At 41.7% G+C, this 22705-nt stretch carries 19 protein-coding genes and 1 riboswitch; of the genes, 8 read left to right on the forward strand and 11 right to left on the reverse strand.

What is annotated here, in order from left to right; genetic code table 11:
• Positions 1-15: 15 nt before the first annotated feature.
• The 5 genes from ACE3PQ_RS01315 to trpA form a co-directional block, all read right to left on the reverse strand.
• A complete protein-coding gene (locus ACE3PQ_RS01315) occupies positions 16-1818 on the reverse strand; it encodes an AAA family ATPase (protein WP_298891321.1) in 1803 nt (600 codons plus the stop codon).
• Positions 1819-2029: 211 nt separating this feature from the next.
• Entirely contained in the window at positions 2030-3073 is a 1044-nt protein-coding gene (locus ACE3PQ_RS01320; protein WP_374294511.1) for an SPOR domain-containing protein, read from the reverse strand.
• Positions 3060-4394, reverse strand: coding sequence for a bifunctional tetrahydrofolate synthase/dihydrofolate synthase (gene folC / locus ACE3PQ_RS01325; protein WP_374294513.1), 1335 nt, complete (start codon positions 4392-4394; stop codon positions 3060-3062). The genes ACE3PQ_RS01320 and folC overlap by 14 nt, the downstream gene beginning before the upstream one ends.
• Positions 4391-5299, reverse strand: coding sequence for an acetyl-CoA carboxylase, carboxyltransferase subunit beta (gene accD, locus ACE3PQ_RS01330; protein ID WP_374294516.1), 909 nt, complete (start codon positions 5297-5299; stop codon positions 4391-4393). The genes folC and accD overlap by 4 nt, the downstream gene beginning before the upstream one ends.
• Before the next feature lie 62 nt (positions 5300-5361).
• Positions 5362-6162, reverse strand: a complete 801-nt coding sequence (trpA, locus tag ACE3PQ_RS01335) for a tryptophan synthase subunit alpha (protein WP_374294518.1) — start codon at positions 6160-6162, stop codon at positions 5362-5364.
• A 313-nt stretch (positions 6163-6475) separates the two neighbouring features.
• Between trpA and ACE3PQ_RS01340 the strand changes: the two genes are divergently transcribed.
• Positions 6476-7825, forward strand: coding sequence for a Na+/H+ antiporter NhaC family protein (locus tag ACE3PQ_RS01340; RefSeq protein ID WP_374294520.1), 1350 nt, complete (start codon positions 6476-6478; stop codon positions 7823-7825).
• A gap of 67 nt (positions 7826-7892) precedes the next feature.
• On the opposite strand, the gene ACE3PQ_RS01345 is transcribed toward ACE3PQ_RS01340, so the two are convergent.
• Both ACE3PQ_RS01345 and ACE3PQ_RS01350 read right to left on the reverse strand, forming a co-directional pair.
• Positions 7893-8327, reverse strand: coding sequence for a PaaI family thioesterase (locus tag ACE3PQ_RS01345; protein WP_374294521.1), 435 nt, complete (start codon positions 8325-8327; stop codon positions 7893-7895).
• Positions 8328-8462: 135 nt separating this feature from the next.
• A complete protein-coding gene (locus ACE3PQ_RS01350; protein ID WP_374294523.1) occupies positions 8463-9494 on the reverse strand; it encodes a helix-turn-helix domain-containing protein in 1032 nt (343 codons plus the stop codon).
• A 118-nt stretch (positions 9495-9612) separates the two neighbouring features.
• On the opposite strand from ACE3PQ_RS01350, the gene ACE3PQ_RS01355 reads away from it, so the two are divergent.
• Positions 9613-10491, forward strand: a complete 879-nt coding sequence (locus tag ACE3PQ_RS01355) for a metal-dependent hydrolase (RefSeq protein WP_374294525.1) — start codon at positions 9613-9615, stop codon at positions 10489-10491.
• Between the two features lie 114 nt (positions 10492-10605).
• On the opposite strand, the gene ACE3PQ_RS01360 is transcribed toward ACE3PQ_RS01355, so the two are convergent.
• The 3 genes from ACE3PQ_RS01360 to ACE3PQ_RS01370 form a co-directional block, all read right to left on the reverse strand.
• Positions 10606-11586: a DUF2804 domain-containing protein gene (locus ACE3PQ_RS01360; protein ID WP_374294527.1), complete on the reverse strand. Its 981-nt coding sequence runs from the start codon at positions 11584-11586 to the stop codon at positions 10606-10608.
• A gap of 165 nt (positions 11587-11751) precedes the next feature.
• The gene (gene trpB, locus ACE3PQ_RS01365; RefSeq protein WP_374294626.1) at positions 11752-12978 is read right to left on the reverse strand and encodes a tryptophan synthase subunit beta; all 1227 of its coding nucleotides are present in this window, start codon (positions 12976-12978) and stop codon (positions 11752-11754) included.
• Positions 12965-13630, reverse strand: coding sequence for a phosphoribosylanthranilate isomerase (locus tag ACE3PQ_RS01370; RefSeq protein WP_374294529.1), 666 nt, complete (start codon positions 13628-13630; stop codon positions 12965-12967). Before ACE3PQ_RS01370 ends, trpB begins: the two co-directional genes overlap by 14 nt.
• 187 nt (positions 13631-13817) lie before the next feature.
• Positions 13818-14077: riboswitch (cobalamin riboswitch) on the forward strand.
• A gap of 34 nt (positions 14078-14111) precedes the next feature.
• On the opposite strand from ACE3PQ_RS01370, the gene ACE3PQ_RS01375 reads away from it, so the two are divergent.
• The 3 genes from ACE3PQ_RS01375 to ACE3PQ_RS01385 all read left to right on the forward strand — a co-directional run bounded on the left by ACE3PQ_RS01375 (position 14112) and on the right by ACE3PQ_RS01385 (position 17521).
• The gene (locus ACE3PQ_RS01375; RefSeq protein ID WP_374294532.1) at positions 14112-16004 is read left to right on the forward strand and encodes a TonB-dependent receptor plug domain-containing protein; all 1893 of its coding nucleotides are present in this window, start codon (positions 14112-14114) and stop codon (positions 16002-16004) included.
• Positions 16005-16146: 142 nt separating this feature from the next.
• Positions 16147-16734, forward strand: coding sequence for a cob(I)yrinic acid a,c-diamide adenosyltransferase (locus ACE3PQ_RS01380; RefSeq protein WP_374294534.1), 588 nt, complete (start codon positions 16147-16149; stop codon positions 16732-16734).
• Between the two features lie 73 nt (positions 16735-16807).
• Positions 16808-17521, forward strand: coding sequence for a glycerophosphodiester phosphodiesterase (locus ACE3PQ_RS01385; RefSeq protein WP_374294536.1), 714 nt, complete (start codon positions 16808-16810; stop codon positions 17519-17521).
• Between the two features lie 18 nt (positions 17522-17539).
• On the opposite strand, the gene ACE3PQ_RS01390 is transcribed toward ACE3PQ_RS01385, so the two are convergent.
• A complete protein-coding gene (locus ACE3PQ_RS01390) occupies positions 17540-18109 on the reverse strand; it encodes an META domain-containing protein (protein ID WP_374294538.1) in 570 nt (189 codons plus the stop codon).
• A 210-nt stretch (positions 18110-18319) separates the two neighbouring features.
• Here ACE3PQ_RS01390 and ACE3PQ_RS01395 point away from each other — a divergent pair, with 210 nt between their 5' ends.
• The 3 genes from ACE3PQ_RS01395 to ACE3PQ_RS01405 all read left to right on the forward strand — a co-directional run bounded on the left by ACE3PQ_RS01395 (position 18320) and on the right by ACE3PQ_RS01405 (position 22649).
• Positions 18320-19498, forward strand: a complete 1179-nt coding sequence (locus tag ACE3PQ_RS01395; protein ID WP_374294539.1) for an acyl-CoA desaturase — start codon at positions 18320-18322, stop codon at positions 19496-19498.
• Positions 19499-19636: 138 nt separating this feature from the next.
• On the forward strand, positions 19637-21097 hold the full coding sequence (locus ACE3PQ_RS01400) for a YdiU family protein (protein ID WP_374294542.1): 1461 nt from the start codon (positions 19637-19639) through the stop codon (positions 21095-21097).
• A gap of 106 nt (positions 21098-21203) precedes the next feature.
• Entirely contained in the window at positions 21204-22649 is a 1446-nt protein-coding gene (locus ACE3PQ_RS01405; protein WP_374294544.1) for a glycosyltransferase family 2 protein, read from the forward strand.
• Positions 22650-22705 lie beyond the last annotated feature (56 nt).

Below are 22705 nucleotides of genomic sequence, written 5' to 3' on the forward strand. Positions count from 1 at the left end.
TTAAATCATATTAAATTACATTTGGCCAGAAACTCTATTCATGGAAATTTCATCAATAACTTTTGCTAAATTTTCCACAAACTCTTTACACACATCAACATTTTCTAAAGCCCAAAGTTTAAAAACACCTATTTCATTTAAACACTCTTTATTTTTTTTATACCATCTTTTTATAATTTTTCGGTTCATTTTTTGCAAGTCATCTAACGTACTAATTGATGGTTTTTGTCCGGAATTCTCTAACGGTTCTACATAGTTACGATAATAGTCATTTGTATAAAAGTCAGGAACTTTATTTTTCCAAAATCCCATATTATCTTTTGCATTTTCTGACTTTTGATGTAAAAAATAATAAGCAATTTTATCCGGTGGCAACCCATTGAATAAAGATTCTTCACTATTGACTGGCAACAATATTACATTTTTGTTTTTTTTCAGTTCTTCTTTTATCGAATTATTTGCCCCCTCAAAAACATCTGAATCTAAAATTATTAAAGATTCCTTGAAATGATCTGATTTAGAGCTTAATTTCAATAGGTTTGAGCACCCAAGCTCTGCTGGGACATAAATAAATTTTTTACCAAAAGTATTATATGTATCTGTAATATCTAAAGATGATAAAATCCCTATCAATAAGTCATGAGCCTCCTCATCTTCAAAATATACATAAATTTCCGGAATGGGCTTTTGTTGAGCGTTTCTTTCATTAAATGGTATTAATAGCATATCATTTTTTATTTTTAAGTATGTTGGCTCTGACATAACTCTAGGAATGCTTATATCTGTAAGATAAATTACTGTATCTTTATCACCGTTCGTAAATGACTCTTTAATCACAGTTAAGGAGTGGGATGTAACAATGATTTGCAAGCTTAACTGTTCTGCATATTTTTTTAACTGATCAATTAATTTTCTTTGCGCAATCGGATGAAGCCCTGCTTCCACCTCATCAATAACCAAAATACCGCCTCGATAGGAATCGCCCATAACATCTTTTAAGTTATAGAAAGATGCTACGGCTGTAGCTATCGAACTTAATGAATCTTGACCTAGAGAAATCGACAATGAAGAATGATCGAACTCAGGAACTAATGATTGCTTATTGTTATTTGCAAATGTATGTGAATATAAGTCTTGAGAGTTTGCTTTAAACGGGATTACTGCATTAAAAAAATCATATATAAACCTAGAACTACGTTCTGAAATTTTAGAAAATTTTTTCTGCTCAATCTGCTCCCAATTAAATTCGCCTATTGGACTAATTCTACTCATTCCTAAATATAAAGTCGGTATTTTTATTTTAGCAGCTACGCCAAGATCATTTCTCTCAACAAACTCTCTATCTAGTTTATTCTTTGTTCTGGGAATGACCCTCATACGTTGTATAAAAATATTATCATCAGTCAATTGCTCTTGCTGTTTTTCTGTTAAAAGTGAATTATCAACCTTTACCATGAACTTTTGAAAATTTACCTTTTTAATTGGGGCTCTTTGAGCACCTGAAACTGTACATTCTTTTATAACCTCCACATTATCTTGCTCATAAACCAATATAGCCCTTGAGGCTCCCCCAAATCTTGAAAAGAAATCTGAATGATAGTCCAAAAAGAAAACTTCATTGAAGTCAGAGCGAAATGCTTTATTAAATAAGGTCTTGGGCTCTTTTAGTTCAGAACCATTTGCAATTAATCCCAATATTGTAGATTTACCTATTCCATTATGTCCTGCAATAACTGTAAGCCTTGATGCAATATCCAACTCAATTTCAAACAAGTTACGAAAGCCACATTCATCAAATTTAACTTTTTTAAGCTTCATTTATCATCCTTAAAAATAGTATCAGCCCAACCCTTAATAACTTTATGATTTAAACTAGTTGAGTTTAACTATACTAATACTAAATCTTACCGTATAGCTTTAATTCTTTAGTGATCACTTATGCTATAGAAATAATTTAACATTAGTAATAGGTTAAAACAAGAAACAGCCTTACGGCTGTTCTTTTACATCACTTCTTTAAACCATCCACTTAACGCTGATCCAGCGGCACCCAGTCGATCACCCATGCAGATTTCAAATTGAGACTACTATCCGCTGCGATTTTCTTGCGTGTAGTATCGGCAGCTTCACGGCTCTTGGCTGGACCAACCATGATGCGCACGCCTTTAGTGGTTTTGCTTTGGGTGACTTTATAACCCTTAGCTTGGAGCTTGGCAGTCACAGCATCGGCATTGGCTTGGTTGGCAGCCAGTGCCACTTGTACCATCCAGTTTTTATCGCCTTCCTCCAAGAGCTGACGAGCTTTTTCAGCCTCTTTGGCTTTTTTCTCATCTTCGGCTTTACGTTTGGCTTCGGCTTCTTTTTTAGCTTTAGCATCTGCTTCAGCTTTACGTTTTTCCTCTGCTTCTTGCTTTGCCTTTTTCTCAGCGTCAGCTTTGCGTTTTGCTTCTGCTTCCTTTTTAGCTTTTTCGTCAGCTTCTTGCTTTGCCTTTTTCTCAGCGTCAGCTTTCTTGGCTTTTTCTACTTCATTGGCTTTGCGTTTTGCTTCGGCATCTTGTTTCAGCTTTTCGACCTCTTTGGCTTTTTGCTCAGCGATCTTGGTTTTTTCATCGGCAGTTTTTTGCGCTGCAGCCAGTTTTGATTGTTCGCTTTCGACCAATTCAGGTGGAATATTGTCTGAGCTTTGCATCTGTGCCTGACGCGATGCAAGTAAGGCGGCGTGTTCTTCTGCGGCTTTTCGCGCGGCATCGGCTTCGGCTTGTTGTTGCATAGCAAGATATTGCGCTGCCAGTTGCTCTTGTTCTGCAACGGCTTTTTCACGGGCTTTACGCTGTTCTTCGAGTAGACGACGTTCGGTTTCCACATCGACAGCTAAAGGTTGCAAGTCGAATTGCTCACCTGTTGCGCTCGCTTCACCATTTTGATTTTGCTCAGCAGTCTGTTCGACAGGCTGTGCCAATGGTGAACGAGTGTCGTCTTGATGTTGACCTTTCAATAAAATTGCTGCCAATAACACGCCACCACCAAGCAGCACAACGCCACCAAATAGACGTTGCTTATTATTCATTGTCATCCACCAGACACTCCCAAACGGCTTCTAAAGTGTGAAACGAGCCAAATACCAAGATCAATTGATCCGATGTAGGCTGTGCGATCGCCTGCAAAAAGCTCTCTCGCACAGTGTCCGCCACGACAACGGACTGATCAAACTGCGCCAAATCCTGTTGTAGCCTTGCAATCGGTGCTGCACGAGCCACATCTAATGGCGCAATATACCATTGATGCACATGATTTGATAATAATTTGATCACACCGATAATGTCTTTATCATCGAGCATAGAAAATACCGCATTTACATGGCGGATTTCAGGATGTAATTGTAAATATCGTGTTAATTGTTGTGTTAAAAATTCTGCGCCATGTGGATTGTGCGCCACATCTAAGATGAGTTGTTGCCCTTGAAATTGTCGCAGTTCGAAACGTCCTGCGAGCTTTGCTTGCACTAAACCCTGTGCAATCGCATCTTGGGAAATGTTTAAGCCCGATTGCAATACCGCCATGATGGCAGCAGCTTGATTGATCTGTGCCAAATGTCCATGTGGCAAGCGCAGCGTCATGGCTGAAGTTGCTAAATACCAACTATCTGCATCGTTACTTTGATCTTCATTGATAAAATAATCTTGATTGAATTGAATCAGCTTGGCATCACATTCTGCGACTTTAACGGCAATCGCTTGAGGTAAATCTTGGCTACTTGCAAAAATCACTGGAATATTTGGACGAATGATACCTGCTTTTTCAAAAGCGATCTTTTCAATGGTATCACCGAGCCAATCGACGTGATCCAAGCCAATATTGGTGATCACTGCCACATCTGCATCAATGATATTGACCACATCAAGCCGACCGCCTAGACCGACTTCAAGCACCCAAACATCACAGGCTTGTTGTTTAAAAATATAAAACGCCGCAAGCGTGGTCGCTTCAAAAAAAGATAAGGTGAGATTGCATTGTTGGCGGACTTTTTCCACAGCGACGAAAGCTTCAATGAGTAAGGCATCATCGACAGGCTGACCATTTAAACGGACACGTTCATTAAACTGGAAAATATGTGGCGATTGATATAAACCGACGTTATAGCCACTGGCTTTGAGGATACTGGCAATGGTCGTTGTGGTTGAGCCCTTACCATTCGTCCCTGCTACCGTGATGACTTTGACATTGTTTTGAAGATTCGGCTTGAGAATCGCCAAAGCTTCAGCGACTGGAAGCACTCTTTCTAAACCAAGATCAATAGCTGTGACATGAACCGAAGTCCAATAGTCAAGCCATGTCTGTAATGGATCGTGCGCTGTTGGAATATTTAATGTTTGATCAGAATTGGGCTGGCTCAAGGGAGATTCATCAGTTTACTTACGATACGGTAGATTGTATCTCGTAATGCGTGACGATGCACAATTTGATCAATCGCGCCGTGCTCAAGTAAATACTCTGCACGTTGGAATGGCTCATCGAGTTTCTCACGTACCGTTTGTTCGATAACACGCTTGCCCGCAAAGCCGATCATAGCTTTTGGCTCAGCGAGATGCACATCACCAAGCATGGCTAACGATGCAGTTACGCCACCATAGACAGGATTGGTCATCACCACGATATAGGGAATACTTGCATTATGCAGACGTTCGATGGCTGCCGAAGTCCGTGCCATTTGCATCAAAGACAACATGCCCTCTTGCATACGTGCACCACCTGATGCAGCAAAGCAGATCATTGGTTGTTTGAGTTTCAAAGCCAATTCAGCAGCTTGGACGAAGCGATCACCGACCACTGTGCCCATTGACCCACCCATAAATTCAAACTCAAAAGCCACCGCAATCATCGGCACGCCATTGACTTGACCTTGCATACTGATCAAAGCTTCGGTTTCACCAGTCTTTTGCTGTGCCTCTTCCATACGCTGTGGATAAGGGCGACTATCAACAAAAGTCAACGGATCGCCAGCAGAAAACTCCTGCCCGAGCTCTTGATTGACTTGATCAAAAAACCAATTCAAACGGTCACGTGCTTTCATACGCAAATGTTCATCGCACTGCGGACACACATAGGAGTTAAATGACATCGCCGTACGTGTAACCAAGGCATGACATTCTGGACATTCAATAGTCGGCTCTGTAAACAGTGGCTTATTTTTATTTTCTTCAGGAACTTGTACGCTCGGCACTTCACGTTCAAACCATGAGCTACCTTGTAACAAGCTCTGCTTCTCGTCTTGCTTTTGCTCTTGCTTCACTTCACTCATGTCTACACATCCAAGTTTTGTCCAACCGATTCATTTCACTGCGCTATTTTTAGAAGTTGCGCTTATAACTCATCTAAAGCAGCACGTAATTCTTTGACTTTTTCCACCGCTTTGGCACTTGCCTCACTCGGTGAAAGTGTTGCAAATGGCTTCACAAATGCACTGCCAACAATCACTGCATCAGCAACCTGACCCATTGCTTTGGCTGATGCTGCATCGCTAATACCAAAACCGACACCAACAGGTAAATCGGTCACTTGCTTGATCTTGGCAATACGTTCTGCCGCCGACTTGATATCCAATGTCGCTGCACCTGTCACGCCTTTGAGCGATACATAATAAATAAAGCCACGCGCTTGTTTCACCACATGGGCAATACGCTCATCAGTCGAGGTCGGTGCGAGGAGAAACACTTGATCCATATCATGCTTTGCCAAGATCGCATCAAAGCTTTCTGCTTCTTCAGGTGGTAAATCCACCAAAATTAAACCATCGACACCTGCATCATTGGCGATTTCCACAAATTTTTCATAGCCAATCACTTCTACAGGGTTGAGATAACCCATCAAAATCACTGGTGTATCTTGATCTTTCTGACGGAACTCTTTGACCATTTGGATCGCATCTAAAGTATTGGTACCGCCTGCGATCGCACGCTCAGCAGCCACTGCAATCACCGGACCATCTGCCATCGGGTCAGAAAATGGCAAACCCACTTCCAAAATATCCACACCTGCTGCAACCATGTCATGCAACAAAGGTACAGTAACTGACGGCGTTGGATCACCTGCCATCACATAACTCACCAATGCTTTTTTATTTTCTGCTTGTAACTGTGCAAAACGCTGTGCCAAACGTGACATGAGATTGTATTTCCTACCATTACATCGTGTTGTTGCCATCATAAAGAAAATTCGGCAGAAAGTGCAGTTTTTGGTGAATGTTTTTTATCTTTAAAACTTGGAAAGCATTTGAAAAATTTAAATCCAATCACTCAATGATACTTTGTATCAAAATTTGCACGTGATTTTTATAAATGCTCAACGCACTTTCAATACATAGCTTGCTGTAAAAGCACCTTTTATCCGTTAATTGATATGAATTTTGCTTTTTGTTATTTGTACAAATCTGTAATTTTTTTATACTAGAGGGCTATTTTCTAAAGTTTAGCGACACATGACCGCCACAGAAATTCAAAAAATCCGCCCAAGTGCATTGGCACTGTTACCTTTGCTACTGTTTTTAGCATTATTCTTGGGTAGTGGGATTTATCATACTTATCTCGGTACAGACTTCGCCTTTTATCAACTTAAAGCACCTGTTGCTGTTTTACCTGCATTAATTTTGGCTGTTTTTTTAGCACGTAAACCAATCAATCAAGCCATCAATGACTTCTTGGAAGGCGCAAGCCATCCAAATCTAATCTTGATGTTGATGGTGTTCATGCTTGCAGGGGCATTTGCCAATGTCAGTAGCGTGATTGGTAGTGTCGATGCCACGGTTCAGTTTGGTTTATCTCTAATTCCTGTACAGTTCGTCTTGCCGATGCTGTTTATCATTTCAGCATTTATTGCTACGGCAATGGGCACGTCGATGGGTACGATTGCTGCCTGTGCACCGATTGCCTTCGGCTTTACTCAGGCGACAGATTTGGCAGTACCACTGACCATTGGTGCGGTCATCGGCGGTGCGATGTTTGGGGACAATTTGTCGATGATCTCAGACACGACGATTGCTGCGACACGAAGTCAGAATGTGACACTTCGAGATAAGTTTAAAAGCAACATTTGGATTGCCTTACCTGCGAGTATCCTAGCGATCGTGATCTATACCGTGATTGGCTTTTCACACCACAATGCAATCGAAGTGAAAGACTTTAACGCATGGTTAATTATTCCCTATTTGGTGGTGTTTTTCTTAGCATTTACCCGCTTGCACGTACTTGCCGTATTGATGGTCGGGATTCTAGTTTCAGGTTTATTCGGCACATTCTTTACTCCTGAATATAGCTTGGTGAAATTCAGCAACTCGATCTATGACGGCTTTGTGAATTTGTTTGAAGTGACTTTGCTTTCCGTATTCTTAGGCGGTTTGTCTGCGATGCTTCAAAAGCAAGGCGGTTTAGCATGGTTATTACAACGCATCTATTCCTTTTCAGGAAAGCTTCGTCTAGCTCGTCAACGTGCAGGTGAAGTCAGTATTGCCTTCTTGGTGGTTTTCTCTAACTTGTTCGTGGCAAACAACACCATTGCGATTCTACTTTCAGGTGATGTTGCACGTGAAGTTGCCGCTGAGTATGGCGTCGATCCGAAGCGTAGTGCAAGCTTACTGGATATCTTCTCGTGTGTGGTACAAGGTGTCATTCCTTATGGCGCACAAATCTTACTCGCAAGCTCGATTGCAAGCATTTCTCCACTGGCATTGATTGGCAATGTCTACTACTGCTGGTTGCTCGCAATCTTTGCCATCTTGGCGATTTTCACAGGATTAGGGAAACCAAAAACCACGGCATCTGCTACGGTCTAGTTTCACTGCTCATAAAAAAGCACCTTGTCATCGGTGCTTTTTTTATTGAAATTGGAATCTGTTTCGCTTAACGGCGAATAATCATATTGGTTGCTGTTGCATGCGCATAGATTTTCCCTACTTCATCACGGATATAACCTTCCGCAATAATCAAATTTCGTCCGACATTGATGACCTTCCCTTCAGCAATCATCTTGGTGTCAAACGGGATTGGACGACACATTTTGATGTTCAAATCTGTTGTGCCGTAACCCTCACCTGCACCTACAACAGTATGCGAAGCACAACCCGTCACCGAATCCAAAACCGTTGCTGCAAAGCCACCATGCACACCACCTAAAGGATTGGTGTGGCGTTTATCCGCTTGTGCAGAAAATACCGCACGACCATATTCGACCTCGACAGGTTGCATCGGTATCGTTTCACAGATACTTGGCGCAGGAATCTCGCCACGTGCAAACGCTTGCATGATTTCCAAACCTGTCATTTCTTGAATATTCATCGTTCAATCCTTATCGAATTCGTTTTAAATCATCACATATAGCACAGATTATTTTAGTGTCGTGAAACTGAATGTGACCAGTTAGCTTTATTTTGATAGTGACTTAATATATTGATCGTAAAATCTTGAGCAATACTAGCTTCTTTTCGACTGAATAAACTGCTTCGGTGTCATATCTGACCAGCGTTTGAATGCACGTCCAAAAGCACTTTGATCAGAATAACCCAGTTGCTGAGCGATTTCAGAAAGGTGCTTTCCTGTAATGAGTAACGACTTCGCACGCTCAAAGCGAAACTCATCCAATAAGGTTTGGAAATGCAAATCAAACTGTAAAAGTTGCCGTTGTAATGTTCGTTCAGAGCAAAACATTTGTTCTGCGACAAAGGCTTGGATGGTTTGCAGATCTTGTTGTAAACCTTGCTCGATCATTGTCACCACTTTATGCCGAAATTGCTTGGCGCTGAGGTTTTGACTACTTTGCTCAATCGACTGCTGTGCTTGGATGGACAACATTTCATTCAAAGCTTGATCCGATGCGTTGCTTTTAACTTCTAAATTACTTTTAGGTACAGTGATCAGATAATGCGCTGGAATAATTTCAATCTTCGTTTCAAAAAACTTTTCATAATGAATCAGTGCAAATTGAGGCTTATAACCCAATGCAACTTTTTTCGGTGGAATCAATTCTTCTTTTTGCACAATCAGCTGAATATATTGAAATAAAATCGCCAAATTTAATTCATAAAAACTTTGCCAACGTACAAAGCCACCATGCCATTGAATTGAAAAACACTCTCGATCATCAAAGACCGTCATGTCTTCGATATTAGTCATTTTATAAAGCAATGAATAATATTTCTGAAACAACTCAAACGCTTGTTTTAGATCTATGCTGGTCGATGCCAAATAACCCATGAGCCCAATATCTTGAAGTGCCAAATGCTCTGCCATGACCAAGCCAATAGGTCGCTCAAAATGTACCTGCATGGCTTGCATGATTTGGGTATATTGATCGGCATCAAATTCGTGGCGTTGGTCATCGTGCAAACTCTGTTGAAAGGCACGTACCAGAACATCTTGAACTGATAACTTCTCCCAAGTCAGCTCATAGTGATTCATCACACGTTGCATCAAGCGTAAATATCCGACGATGAGTTTTACAGTCATAACTTGACACTCGAGATTGTACAATGTCGTCATTTGTATAAAATTTGACTTGATCTGTCAAAACATTTTTGAACAATCTCGTCCATAATGACATCATCAAGACAGCAGGAAAATAAAAATGAATGCACTCGTACAGCATCAAAAGGTTGATCCAGTGGTTCGTACCAACTTGGATTTTAAACTGGACGACATCCCACGCTTTTGGTTTGGCGACGATCCTTTCCGCACTCGCATTTTTGATGCGCTGAGCCTAACGTTTCCTGAGGGCGAGCGTTACTTTATCGAATCTGTTCGACTATTCCGAGACAAGATTGAAGATCCTGAGCTACAACAAAAGGTCAAAGACTTTATCCGTCAAGAAGCACAGCACGGCATTGCCCATGACAAAATGAATGACTTAATGAAAGAACAAGGCATGCCACTTGATCAGTTTACGACAATGCTTAAAAAGATTTTTAAGTTTGAACTGACCAAACGCTCGCCACAATACAATATTGCTATGACCGCAGCAGCCGAGCATCTCACCGCATTGATGGCACACACATTTTATAACTATAAAGAAACGCTTGGAGATGCACACCCTTATGCACGCGCATTGTTTGCATGGCATTCGATCGAAGAGATGGAACATCGTGACGTTGCATTCGATGTGATGAAGCAAGTCGGTGAAGTGCCTGAAGCAACACGTAAGTTTGCGCTTGCTTTAACAACAGTGTTGATGTTTGGCTTCACTATGTACCGTGCCAATATCATGCTCGATCATGATGGCTTTAGTCGCCGTGAACGCTTCAATATGTTCCGCAAGGGTTTGCCGTGGTTCTTTGGAAAACAGGGCATCATGACACGTATGAGAAGCGAATATTTGGATTGGTTTAAGAAAGACTTCCACCCGAACCAACATCCTGTGATTCATCAATATGATGTATGGCTAAAAGTTTATGAAGAAACTGGCGACCCGATCAAAGCTGGGCATGCGTTTTGGCAGGCAGGCTATTGATCCATATTTGAACTTTTTATTACTTATCTAGAGTTTAGTCTTTTCCTAGAGTATAGCGCTTGATCATCAAGCGCTTTTTTTATGGTCATTTCTCAGATTGATGAATTAAGCAAATCACCACTTGGCATAGTGCTGTTCGAGCACAGCATGCACATGATGAAAAGTCACCGACTGATCAGCTGTTTTAAGTCGCCCATCGATGCTGGCAATCCACTGGCTAAATTGACTCGCTGCAACGATCAGATTGGTATTTTCATAACGTCGCCACGCTGTTGTGACACGCAGATCAATTGCACCATCTAAGCTATAAATTTTCCATAGATTGTTGCCTTGTTGCTGAAAAATCGCATCGTTTAAAGGATAAATTTTGCCATCCACCCATAGGCAGTTTTCATTACCACAGCTTTCATTGACGCCACTGGCGAGGTTGATGCCAATTTTCTGACCATTAATCAGCGCTTGACTAGAGAGCCAAAACCATTCCGTTTCAGGACGTAAGAAACCACAGCTATCATCAAGACTCGCCAAACTTTTATCATCAAAATAAATCTGCGAACCCTCTGCATCATAGAAGTGCCCAGATACGTTGAGCGCCATCGATTTATGAGTAAATGTCCAACCTCGAATGCCTGTCGGGCTACACATATATAACGGTTCAGTCTGCACTCTTTTAATATTTGCCTGACATAATGTTGCGCCTTGTCGAGTGACTTGAATCTGACGTTGATCGCCTTGTTCTTTCAGCTCAATCTGTAAATCGTGATGCTTAAAAAAGCTCGCATTTTGCATACGATCAAGGGTTTGCAATTGGGTTTTCCGTGCGAAGGGCTGTAAGCCATGCAGGTCGATAAAACGATCATTCTTTCGATCGTAGCAATAATAAAAACCATGCCCTACCCAAGCCAAATCAACTATTGCTAAGCCGATGGTGTAATGCTGATGCTGAATCCCGACAAAACTAAACTTTTTAAAGCGTAACTTGCGACGCCATGCTTGACTTAAAAAAGGATTGTCATACTCTTGGATATTAAATGACGTTGGTGCTTGCTCAAAACGTCCGAAATGTGGCTGTGCATTGTCTTGGATAAGTTGCATAAAAACATCCTGTTGTCGCAAATTGATCAAGCATGCTGATCGTCTACATTTTAAATCATTATTGTATTAATCATTGCCAAATCCGTGGCAATCCATTGTCTTTAAAAGGCAATCACGATGACGTGCATCATGATTACCATCTAAGGCTAACGTCTAGCTGATCAATTACAGATCAACCATCGGAATGCCATCAATCTTGGCAACAGTCATCAAGTCTTTATCTCCACGACCTGATACCGTGGCAATGATGATTTGATCTTTGGACATCGTTGGCGCAAGCTTCGTCACGTATGCCATAGCATGCGCACTTTCCAATGCAGGGATAATGCCCTCGATCTTGGTCAAATCACGGAAGCCTTGCAAAGCTTCGGAGTCATTGATCGGCACATAATTGACACGTTGCATATCTTTTAAGAAGCTATGTTCTGGACCAACCCCTGGATAATCCAAACCTGCCGAAATCGAATGGGTTTCGATAATCTGACCTTGCGCATCCGACATGAGATAAGTACGGTTGCCATGCAACACACCAACATGACCTGCATTGAGTGGTGCAGAATGTTTACCTGTTTCCACGCCATGACCCGCCGCTTCGACACCATAGATCGACACATCGCTATCATTCAAGAATGGATAAAATAATCCCATTGCATTCGAGCCACCACCGACACAAGCAACCAACGCATCAGGCAAACGACCTGCTTGCGCTAAGATTTGCTGTTTTGCTTCACGCCCAATGATCGCTTGGAAATCACGCACTAACTGTGGATATGGGTGTGGTCCTGCCACTGTACCGATCACATAATAAGTCGAATCCACATTGGTGACCCAGTCACGCATCGCTTCATTCATGGCATCTTTCAGGGTTTTTGAGCCACTTTCTACAGGGACAACGGTTGCACCAAGCAAACGCATGCGATAGACATTCATCGCTTGGCGTTTAACATCTTCTGCACCCATGAACACCACACATTCCAACCCAAGACGTGCGGCAATCGTTGCCGTTGCTACGCCATGTTGCCCTGCACCCGTTTCGGCGATGATGCGTTTTTTCCCAGACAATTTCGCCAATAAGGCTTGTCCAATGGTATTGTTGACCTTGTGTGAGCCTGTATGATTTAAATCTTCACGCTTGAGATAAATCTGCGCACCGCCCAATTCTTTCGACCAACGCTCGGCATAATACAGCGGACTTGGACGACCAACATAATGCGCCAAATCATGGTCAAATTCCGCACGGAACTGTTCATCATCTTTCATGCGCAAATACAATTGTTCCAAATCTTGTAATGCCGCCATGAGCGTTTCAGAGACAAATCGACCACCATGAATACCAAAATGCCCTTTTTGATCTGGAAATTGAGTAAAATCGATCTGGCTATTTTGCTTCATATTGTGTTGATCCACATTGGACTCCTTGCATAAATTGTAAAATGCGTTGTTGATCTTTGATGCCTTTGGCTGATTCTACACCACCGCTGACATCTACGGCATACGGACAAGTCATTTTTATTGCATCTGTAACATTCTCAGGGGTCAAGCCACCTGCCAAAATCACAGGAATGTCGAGCTTAGGAAATTTCGTCCAGTCAAATGCCTGTCCCGTGCCACCTTTGAGTTCTGGATGCCAAGCGTCAAGCAAAACTGCACTGGCACCGACCTGATGATATTTTTCAATCTCAGCCACCACATCAAGATCCGCTTTAACTTGAAGGGCTTTGTACCAACGTCGTCCAACGCTATTGGCAATGCGCTGACATTCCGCAGGTGATTCATCGCCATGAAATTGAATCACATCTAGCGGAACACTTTGCAATACGGTTTGTACATCTTCAAGCGTAGCATTCACAAATAAACCCACGATCTGCACATACGCAGGCACATGCGGTGCAAGACTTTTTGCTTGGCTCGCAGTCACTGCACGAGGGCTGGGTGGATAAAACACAAAACCCACGGCATCTACACCTGCATCGACTGCACTTTGCACATCTTCTATACGTGTCAATCCGCAAATCTTGGCGCGTACACGTTGCATCATACTCATGGCTAACCTGTGATTTCTTAAAATGGAAAACTAACTTAAAAACTGCAACTTGAAAATCGAAACTTAAAATCAGTGATTTAGAAATTCGCATCATATTGTAATGCAAAATCTCAATAGATTTTTTCAGAATCTTAAATCTATCGCTAATTTTGTTGAGAAAAACCACCTAAACTTCTATAATGTTGCCAATTTGTAACAAGTTGCGAAGTTTTTTTTTAATATTTAAAAGAAATTCGTCTTAGGGAAATTGGTGAAAGCCCAATACTGCCCCCGCAACGGTAACGATGAAACTGTTATTTTTCAGTGTGACGATGCAAAACGATACACTGACACCACTGCAAAGCCCAACTGGCATATTGTGGGAAGGTGTATAGCAATCAAGATGATGAACCATAACCATTTTGATATATCGAAGTCCGGATACCTACTTGCTACCGCCTTTAACCCATCATTCACGTGGGGTGAATGTCTGGAGCTTGATATGTTTAAAAACTTCCCTGTTGCGCCATTGGTTGGTGCGATTACTATTGCCTGTGCAAGTACAACGACATTGGCTGAACAAAGCAATTCACAAGACATTGTAAAACTCGATCCGATCGTCGTTACCGCAACACGTTCTGCGCAAAGCCTAAATACCGTTGCAGCACGTGTTCACGTGATTGACGAAAATACTTTAGCACAGTCACCAATCGCCTCTTTGCCTGATCTATTACAAGCTGAATCAGCAATTAATATGGTGCAACTTGGTGGTTATGGTCAACAAGCGTCTATTTTTACTCGTGGTGCAGAGTCCGATCAAACTTTAGTGTTGCGTGATGGTGTGCGTCTCAATAGCACCACTGCAGGTATTGCCTCATTAGGATTTATTGATACCACTGACATCAAACAAATTGAAATTTTAAAAGGCCCTGCATCGGTTTTATATGGTACCGATGCGATCGGTGGTGTGGTGCAACTCGTCAGTAAAACACCTGAAAAAAGTGGTGGATTCTTAACGGGTGAATACGGTGAAAATAATACCTATAAAGCCATAATCGGTGCAGATTTGGCTGAAAATGGTTTTTATGCACAAGTCCGTGGTCAACGTTTAGAAACCGACGGTACACCAGTTACCGATTTTAAACAAAGCAATTTAAAAACTGCGGACTACGACCAAAAGGGCTTGAGCGCTAAAGTTGGGACGGAACAGCAAAATTATGCAGCTTCCATAGATTATAACCAAAATCAAGGCAGTTCAACCTACGTCACAGGCGATTACGACCCGACGACTTATGCTTTTGTCGGCTTTAAAAATCTATCACAGGATTTTAGCAATGAAGCGGTCAACCTCAAAGGTCGAGTTAATCTCAATGAAAACATGGCGATTCATGCTCGCGCATCGCAATTTCAAGATAATATTGATCAAAATGATTCAACTGATTTTGTCCATAGTACTAGCCAAGAAGCAGAGCTTTATGGCAAATGGGATTTCACCACGACACAAAACCTTCTTATTGGTGCAACACACCGCAACAGTGAAGCAGATGTCATCAGCTATGGTTCGCCAATTGATGAAAGCGTAGATACCACAGGCTATTATTTACAGCATCAGTTTAGCGGTCAAAAGCTCAATACCCAAGTTGGTGTCCGTGTAGAAGATAATGAAAAATATGGTGAACATACTGTTGCGCAAGGTGCTATTCGCTATCACTTCACACCTGCAACCAGTATTTACAGCAATATTGGCAGTGCTTTTCGTGCACCAAGTATTAATGATTTATATGCTTATGGTGGCAATCCAGAGCTAAAGCCTGAAGAAAGTGTCTCGTATGAAATTGGTTTAGACCATCAATTTGCACCATCGATTCAAACAGGTATCTCACTCTATCGCACTGAGATAGACAACCTGATCGATTCTGAATGTATTTCTGATTGTGATGATTATGGTTATGGCGTATACCAAAATCAAAATAAAGATCAAGCCACGATGGAAGGTGGTGAGGTCTACGCAAAATGGCAAGGAAAAAATCTTTATGCTAATGTCGCTTATCATTATGTCCGTGCTAAGGCTAAGAATGATGAAACTAGCGATGATCTGAGCCGTCGACCACGCCAAAGTGCGAGCTTTACCGCAGGTTGGGCGGATGAAGTGTATGGTATTTCGAGTACACTCACCGCAAATGGTAAGTCGGACAACTCCAAATACGATGATGTATCCATTCCAGGGCATTTACGTATTGACTTACATGCATATGCCAATGTGAATGATCATTTAAAACTATTCACCAATGTACAAAACGTCGGTGATAGTAAATATCGTACAGCCTATGGCAGTGGTAGTTATTACATCAATGGCGGACGTTTAGCATCGATTGGTGCAACACTACGCTATTAAACAGCAATTACAAATTTAGGCAGAGAATAACCAGAACAGCCTAAAAAGAGGGCTATTTATATGGATAATGACACTCCAGCATTATCCATTTTTTTATACCGACTTCGACAGCAACTAAAAGTCGAAATCATTGAGGAAAATCATGGGACACAGACTCAGCAAAATCTACACCCGAACTGGCGATACAGGCACCACAGGACTTGGTGATGGCTCACGCACAGCTAAAGATGATCTACGCATTCACGCTTTAGGCGATATTGATGAGTTAAATGCAGTCGTCGGCGTACTGCGTGCTCAGATTCAAAGTAGCCGATTGGATGATGCGAAAATAATCCAAGATTGGGACAAAAAATTAAGTCTTATTCAACACTGGTTGTTTGATCTTGGTGGTGAAGTCTGTATTCCCAACTATCAACTGTTACAGCAAAAATGTATTGATTTTTTGGAAAATGACATTGATCAGATGAATGAAAACTTGCCAATGCTCAAAGACTTTATCCTACCGAGTGGTACGCTTGCATGTAGTTATGCACATCAAGCTCGTGCAGTGTGTCGCCGTGCCGAGCGCCAGTTGATTAGCCTTGCAGAGCGTGATCAGAATATTCAAGCCACTGCTTTGCAATTGCTAAATCGTTTATCCGATTGGTTTTTTGTCGCATCTCGCACATTACAGCATCAATCAGGCGGTACTGAGGTACTGTGGCAAAAAAATATCAACGATCAAATCTAGGTACTGCAGTATTAATCGTTCGTGCAAATGCTAAGATAAGTTGAAAATCTATTCATCTTTAAATTGAGCCTTTATGCAAATCATTGGACATCGTGGCGCACGTGGTGAAGCCCCAGAAAATACCTTAGGTGGTTTTCAATATTTACGTGACTTGGGCATTCGTGCGGTAGAGTTTGATGTACGACTCTCCAAGCAACAGGAATTGGTGATTATTCATGATGATCACTTTCTCAGAACGACTGGAGTCGATTTGATGCTTGCCAACGCCTCGAATGAAGCGATTCAATCATTAAACCTTGCCCATACGATTCCTGATTGGCATCAACCTGAAGCCTTACCATTACTCTCTCAAGTGATGCAAATTTGTCATGACTTTAATCATATCGAAGTCGAAGTCAAAGCCGTCGACACCCAAGAACAAGCTGATCAATTGGTTGAATATTTAGAAACGGCTTTGGCGAATGATGCGCTTAATGTGACCATCACCAGCTTTGATGTGAAAATTTTAACCGCACTGCAACAGCGTCAATCTACGTTCGATCGTGGCTTTTTGGTGGAGTTTCCATTTGGAATACATGCAATTGAAACGGCAGTGAATTTTGGCTGCGATCGTATCGGTTGGAAAGATATGCTTGCCACCCAAGCGTTGATTAATTTAAGCCATCAAGCAGGACTGAAAACCAGTGTATGGACGGTCAATGATGTTGAGCGTGCCAAAGCTTTGAGAGATTTTGGCATTCATGGGCTGATTACAGATTTTCCAAAGTTGATGCTCGAACAACTCTAATTTATTCAAGGGCAATCTTTAGCGTTGCTCAGCTTGTATTACAATTTGACGATTTGCATCATAAAATCGAATGCCCTGTGCGGTGATTTCGAATTTTTCTACACGTTTCAATGCGTCCATCAAGTCTGCTTCTTGTGCTAAAGCATTGTTGCAATTTTCATATCCTGCGCTAGCATCAATCGAAAGCGTCCGATTTGGAACATTGATTTGATATGTTCCAAACAGCGCATTACAGCCTGTGCTACCAACCAATCTCTGACTATTCGATTGCAATAGAATGTTTGGCATTTGGTTGAAATAGAGTGCTTTTTTATATTTTACTTGAGTGATCGTCCACGGAATATCTTGCACACCATCTTTACTTTTGATGATCGGCACGGTGCGTTTTGAGATTTCCAATCGGGTTAGACCTGTTGTCTTCTGTGCGGTATTTTTTGTTTGATATTGTGTTTTTTGAGGTGTGGACTGACAGGCAGTCAAAAGTAATACACTTGCCGACAAAATGACTGTTGATAGCATCGTAGAAGGAATTATCGAAGCCTCCGCCCCCTGCTTGCGGGATGCTTTTAGTGTCGATAATGGTTGCATTGTATCCTCCAAAAACTCGCAATTTGACAAAAAATCAATGAATTCAGCATATACCCAAATTATGAAGATTTCATGTAGAGTTTTGACACAAATTCATCATTTTTTATTAGTGTACAACTGTATGCTAATGCTATGATACTCGCACCAAAAGCTCGACTCGACATCGAAAGCTTTTACAGATTTTTTGGTGGAAATGGAGAAACCAAATAGATGTCATCTGAAAACATCACGCCTAAAGGCAAAGCGCCGATTAACTGGCCGGGCACCATTGTCTTACTCGGTACACCTTTAGCCGCATTGATCTTGATCCCTCTCTATACCTATTCGCACGACTTTTCAGTTGCTGCATGGGTCAGTTTTGTGTTGCTTTTAGCGATGAGTAGTCTAGGCATTACTGCGGGCTATCACCGTCTTTGGGCGCACCGCACTTATGAAGCGTCATTGCCTGTGCGTATTGCATTGATGATCGCAGGGACTTTTGCGATTCAGAACAGCATCTTGTATTGGTCATCTGGACACCGTGTCCATCATCGTCATGTCGATGATATTGAACGTGATCCATACTCTGCGAAAAAAGGCTTTTGGTATTCGCACATTGGTTGGATGCTTCGTGATTATCCAAGTAGTCAAACTGATTATAAAAATGTTCCCGACCTACTCAATGACAAGTTAGTCATGTTCCAACACAACTACTATATTCCACTGGTGCTTGCGACCAATCTCGGTATTCCTGCGTTAGTGGGTTGGGCTGTTGGTGACTTCTGGGGTGTGATGTTGCTTGGCGGTTTATTGCGTTTGATCGCAAGCCATCATGTGACTTTCTTTATCAATTCGCTGTGCCATATGTGGGGCAAACGTCCATATACCGATGAAAATACAGCACGTGATAACTTTTGGTTGGCGATTTTCACGTGGGGCGAAGGCTATCACAACTACCATCATATCTTCCAATATGACTATCGTAATGGCGTGAAATGGTGGCAATATGACCCAACAAAGTGGCTGATTTGGTCGTTATCTACCGTTGGTCTGACCAAAAACCTGCGTCGTATTCCAAGCTTTAATATCAAGCGTGCTGAGCTTGCCATGAAGTTTAAATATGCAGAGAAAAATTTGGCAATCTTTGGTCATAACGTCAATGAAGACATTGCGCAAATGAAGCTGAAAATTGCTGATGAATACGAAACGTTTACGCACACACTCAATGAATGGGCAAAGCTCAAAGAGCAAGAGTTACAAGCGAAAAAAGTTGCTGTTGCAGAGCGTATTCATCAGATGGATATCAAGCTAAAACAAGAATTCCACGCTGTTGAGCAAAACTTGATTGAACAAAGTCAACGTGTAGAGCTCATGCTTCGTTCATTACGTAAAGAAGCAAAACGTATCTAATAAGCTCACCACCAATTCACTTAAAAGCTTTCTTCGGAAAGCTTTTTTTATTTCCTGACGAGTCGTATTAAAACTTTCCCACAATACTTACTTTTTTAAAATTGCTATAGTAGTCGTCTTGCTTCAAGGAACTTATCCATGCAATTTGACAATCGCTACGCCACGCTCAGCCCAAAACTTTTTCATAAACAGCCTGTAGAAAGTCTACCAAAACCAAAGGCAGGACATTTTAACCATGCTTTGGCTGAGCAGTTGCAATGGACAGAAGCAGAGCAAGCCGATTGGGTCAATATCATCAATGGCACCAATTTACCCAATGAAGCTGACCCATTGGCAATGGTCTACGCAGGGCATCAGTTTGGTCAATGGGCAGGACAGCTTGGCGATGGACGTGGCTTGTTAATCGGGCAAGTCTTAGATCAACAGCAAAAATTAACTGATTTACATCTCAAAGGTATTGGGCTTACGCCCTACTCTCGTATGGGTGATGGTCGAGCTGTACTACGCTCAGTAATTCGAGAATACCTTGCAGGACATGCGCTACATCATCTGCATGTGCCATCAAGCAATGCGCTTGGTTTTATTTATTCCCATGAATTACAAATCCGTCGTGAGCAATTTGAGCCGTCGGCGATTTTACTACGTACTTCGGATAGTCATATTCGTCTTGGTCATTTTGAGTGGATTAATCAATATCAACCTGATCTATTGCAAGAATTTGCTCAACACTGCTTGGAAAATTATTATCCTGATTGTTTAAACGCTGAATCACCTATCCTCGCTATGGCAAAACAAGTGATTGATCGTACCGCTTACATGATCGCAGGTTGGCAGTTGGTCGGCTTTGCGCATGGCGTGATGAACACGGATAATTTGAATATCACAGGCTCGACTTTAGATTTTGGACCGTATGGTTTCATGGAACGATTCCGCCCGAACTGGATGAACAATCATTCGGACAATCAAGGACGCTATACCTATCAAAATCAACCAAGTATTGCCCATTGGAATCTTTGGGTATGGCTGAATAATTTGATTCGCTTAGCCAATACAGAACTAGCAAATGCACAAGATAAAGAACAATTCAAAGCGGATTTGGCGACTTGTCTTGAAGATTTCGAACCTGCATTTCTGAATTATTACCGTTCAGGTTTGGCGAAGAAAATGGGCTTGCCACATGATGATGAACGCTGTTTTGATAGTGGCATGGCATTTTTGCGGATTCTACAAGCTGAGCAGTTGGACTATACCACCAGTTTCCGTCGTTTGACCGATCACGCTTATACTGTCCTTCGAGATGATTGTATTGATACCCGTGCCTTTGATGACTTTCTGAGCATATATCAAGCGATTCGTAAAGATGCCGATCAAGATAGTTTGCAATTGAATATGCAACAACACAATCCAATCTATATTTTGCGCAATCATATGGCGCAACGTGCAATCGAACTGGCGGAAAAAGATGACTTATCCGAAGTTGAGCGTTTATTTACTTTGCTGAGCAAACCGTTTGAAAAGCAAGCTGAGATTGAACGAGCCGAAGACCTTGCGCCATTGCCAAGTGATCAACCTGAAGTAATGGTGAGTTGTTCATCGTAGATTAATGCGTTTTCAAACGGTGGTTCACCAAGATTAACGCTTTTCATCTCAAGCCATGTGTATAATCGCTACCACGTCAGCACCGCATTTTATTTCTAGGCTTTGAATGGCTTTCCATCGCTCTCGCTTAAATCTACTCTCAACATTCATCATGCTCCTTTGCTTGATGCTCTTTGTATTGAGTGCAGGTGCATGGTGGTTTCTTGATGGGATTTGGGCGTGGTCGGCAGGCTTGTTTTATTTGGCTTATGATGTTTGGTTAATTTTCTTTGTTCTATTTCAAACTCGACATCTCGCCACACAACGTCATATTTTCCCATTCGCTAAAATTACAACTCAAAATTCAATTCAAACCCTAGCTCACAGCACAATCATAAATAACCCAACCATTAGTGTGCTGATTCCTGCACGAAATGAAAGTTTAATTTTACCCAAATGTATTGAAGCGCTTTTTGCACAGCAAGATGTGAAAGCGAAAATCTATATCATTGACGATGGCTCTACGGATCATTCTGCACATTTGCTCGAACAAGATTATGGGCTCGTAACATCGCAAGGTTTGATCCAATCAACTCATCACGAAAATCTTTATATCCTTCGCCAAGCTTCTCAAGGCAAGGCGAAAGCACTAAATAGTGCGTTATCCTATATTGACAGCGATCTCATGGTAACACTGGATGCAGATACCGTGATTGCACCAAATGCACTGCAAGCTTTCATCACTGATTTTCAAAACAATCCGAATCTTGTGGCTTCAGGTGGTGTGCTTCAACCAGTCTGTCGCCCCAATCGTTTTTCAAGATTATTCAATTTCTTTTTTGAATTTTTTCAGCAGTTTGAATACATCTTTTCTTTCCTTTCTCGTGGTGCGTGGTACAAAGCCAATGCCCTACTTTTGGTTTCAGGTGCATTTGCGATTTACCGTACTGAGGTATTGAAACAAGTTGGTGGCTTTGATCCTGACAGCATGGTGGAAGATTATGAGCTCAATCATCGTATCTATCGCTATGCATCGGAGCACGATTTCGACTGGACTGTCGGCATCACAGGACAAGCCTATGGCGTAACCGATGCACCGAATGGTTTTAAAGCTTTTTTCCATCAACGTAAGCGCTGGTTTGGTGGTTTTTTGCAGACGCAGTTTGCCTATCTCGATATGATGGCAAATCATAAATATGGTGCGGTCGGACGCTTGATGCTACCGATGAAGATGTTCGATGCAATTCAGCCATTTTTAGGATTGAGTGCATTTATTATTCTTGGAATATTAATTGCTCAAGTGGATTTTACACAACCGAATCCTGTGCTTTACGCTATACTTTTGATCATTCTTGGCAAGATGACTTTGGACTTGGTTTATCATTGTTGGGGCATGTGGCTCTATCATCGTTGGACTCGAATTTCTTTGTCATGGAAGAATTTTCCTGCAATTCTGTTTGCAACCATTTTTGCGCCTTTCACCTTTCAAATCGTCAAACTCATGGGCGCAGCTTTGGGTTGGTGGGTATTCCTGATTAATCAAAAAAATTGGCGTGCTCAGCGAGAGCTATAAAGCAAATTGCTATAAAATTCATTTAAAACAAATCACTTGAAATTATTCTGCAACCG

The sequence above is a fragment of the Acinetobacter sp. genome, from assembly GCF_041911495.1.
Classification (GTDB): domain Bacteria; phylum Pseudomonadota; class Gammaproteobacteria; order Pseudomonadales; family Moraxellaceae; genus Acinetobacter.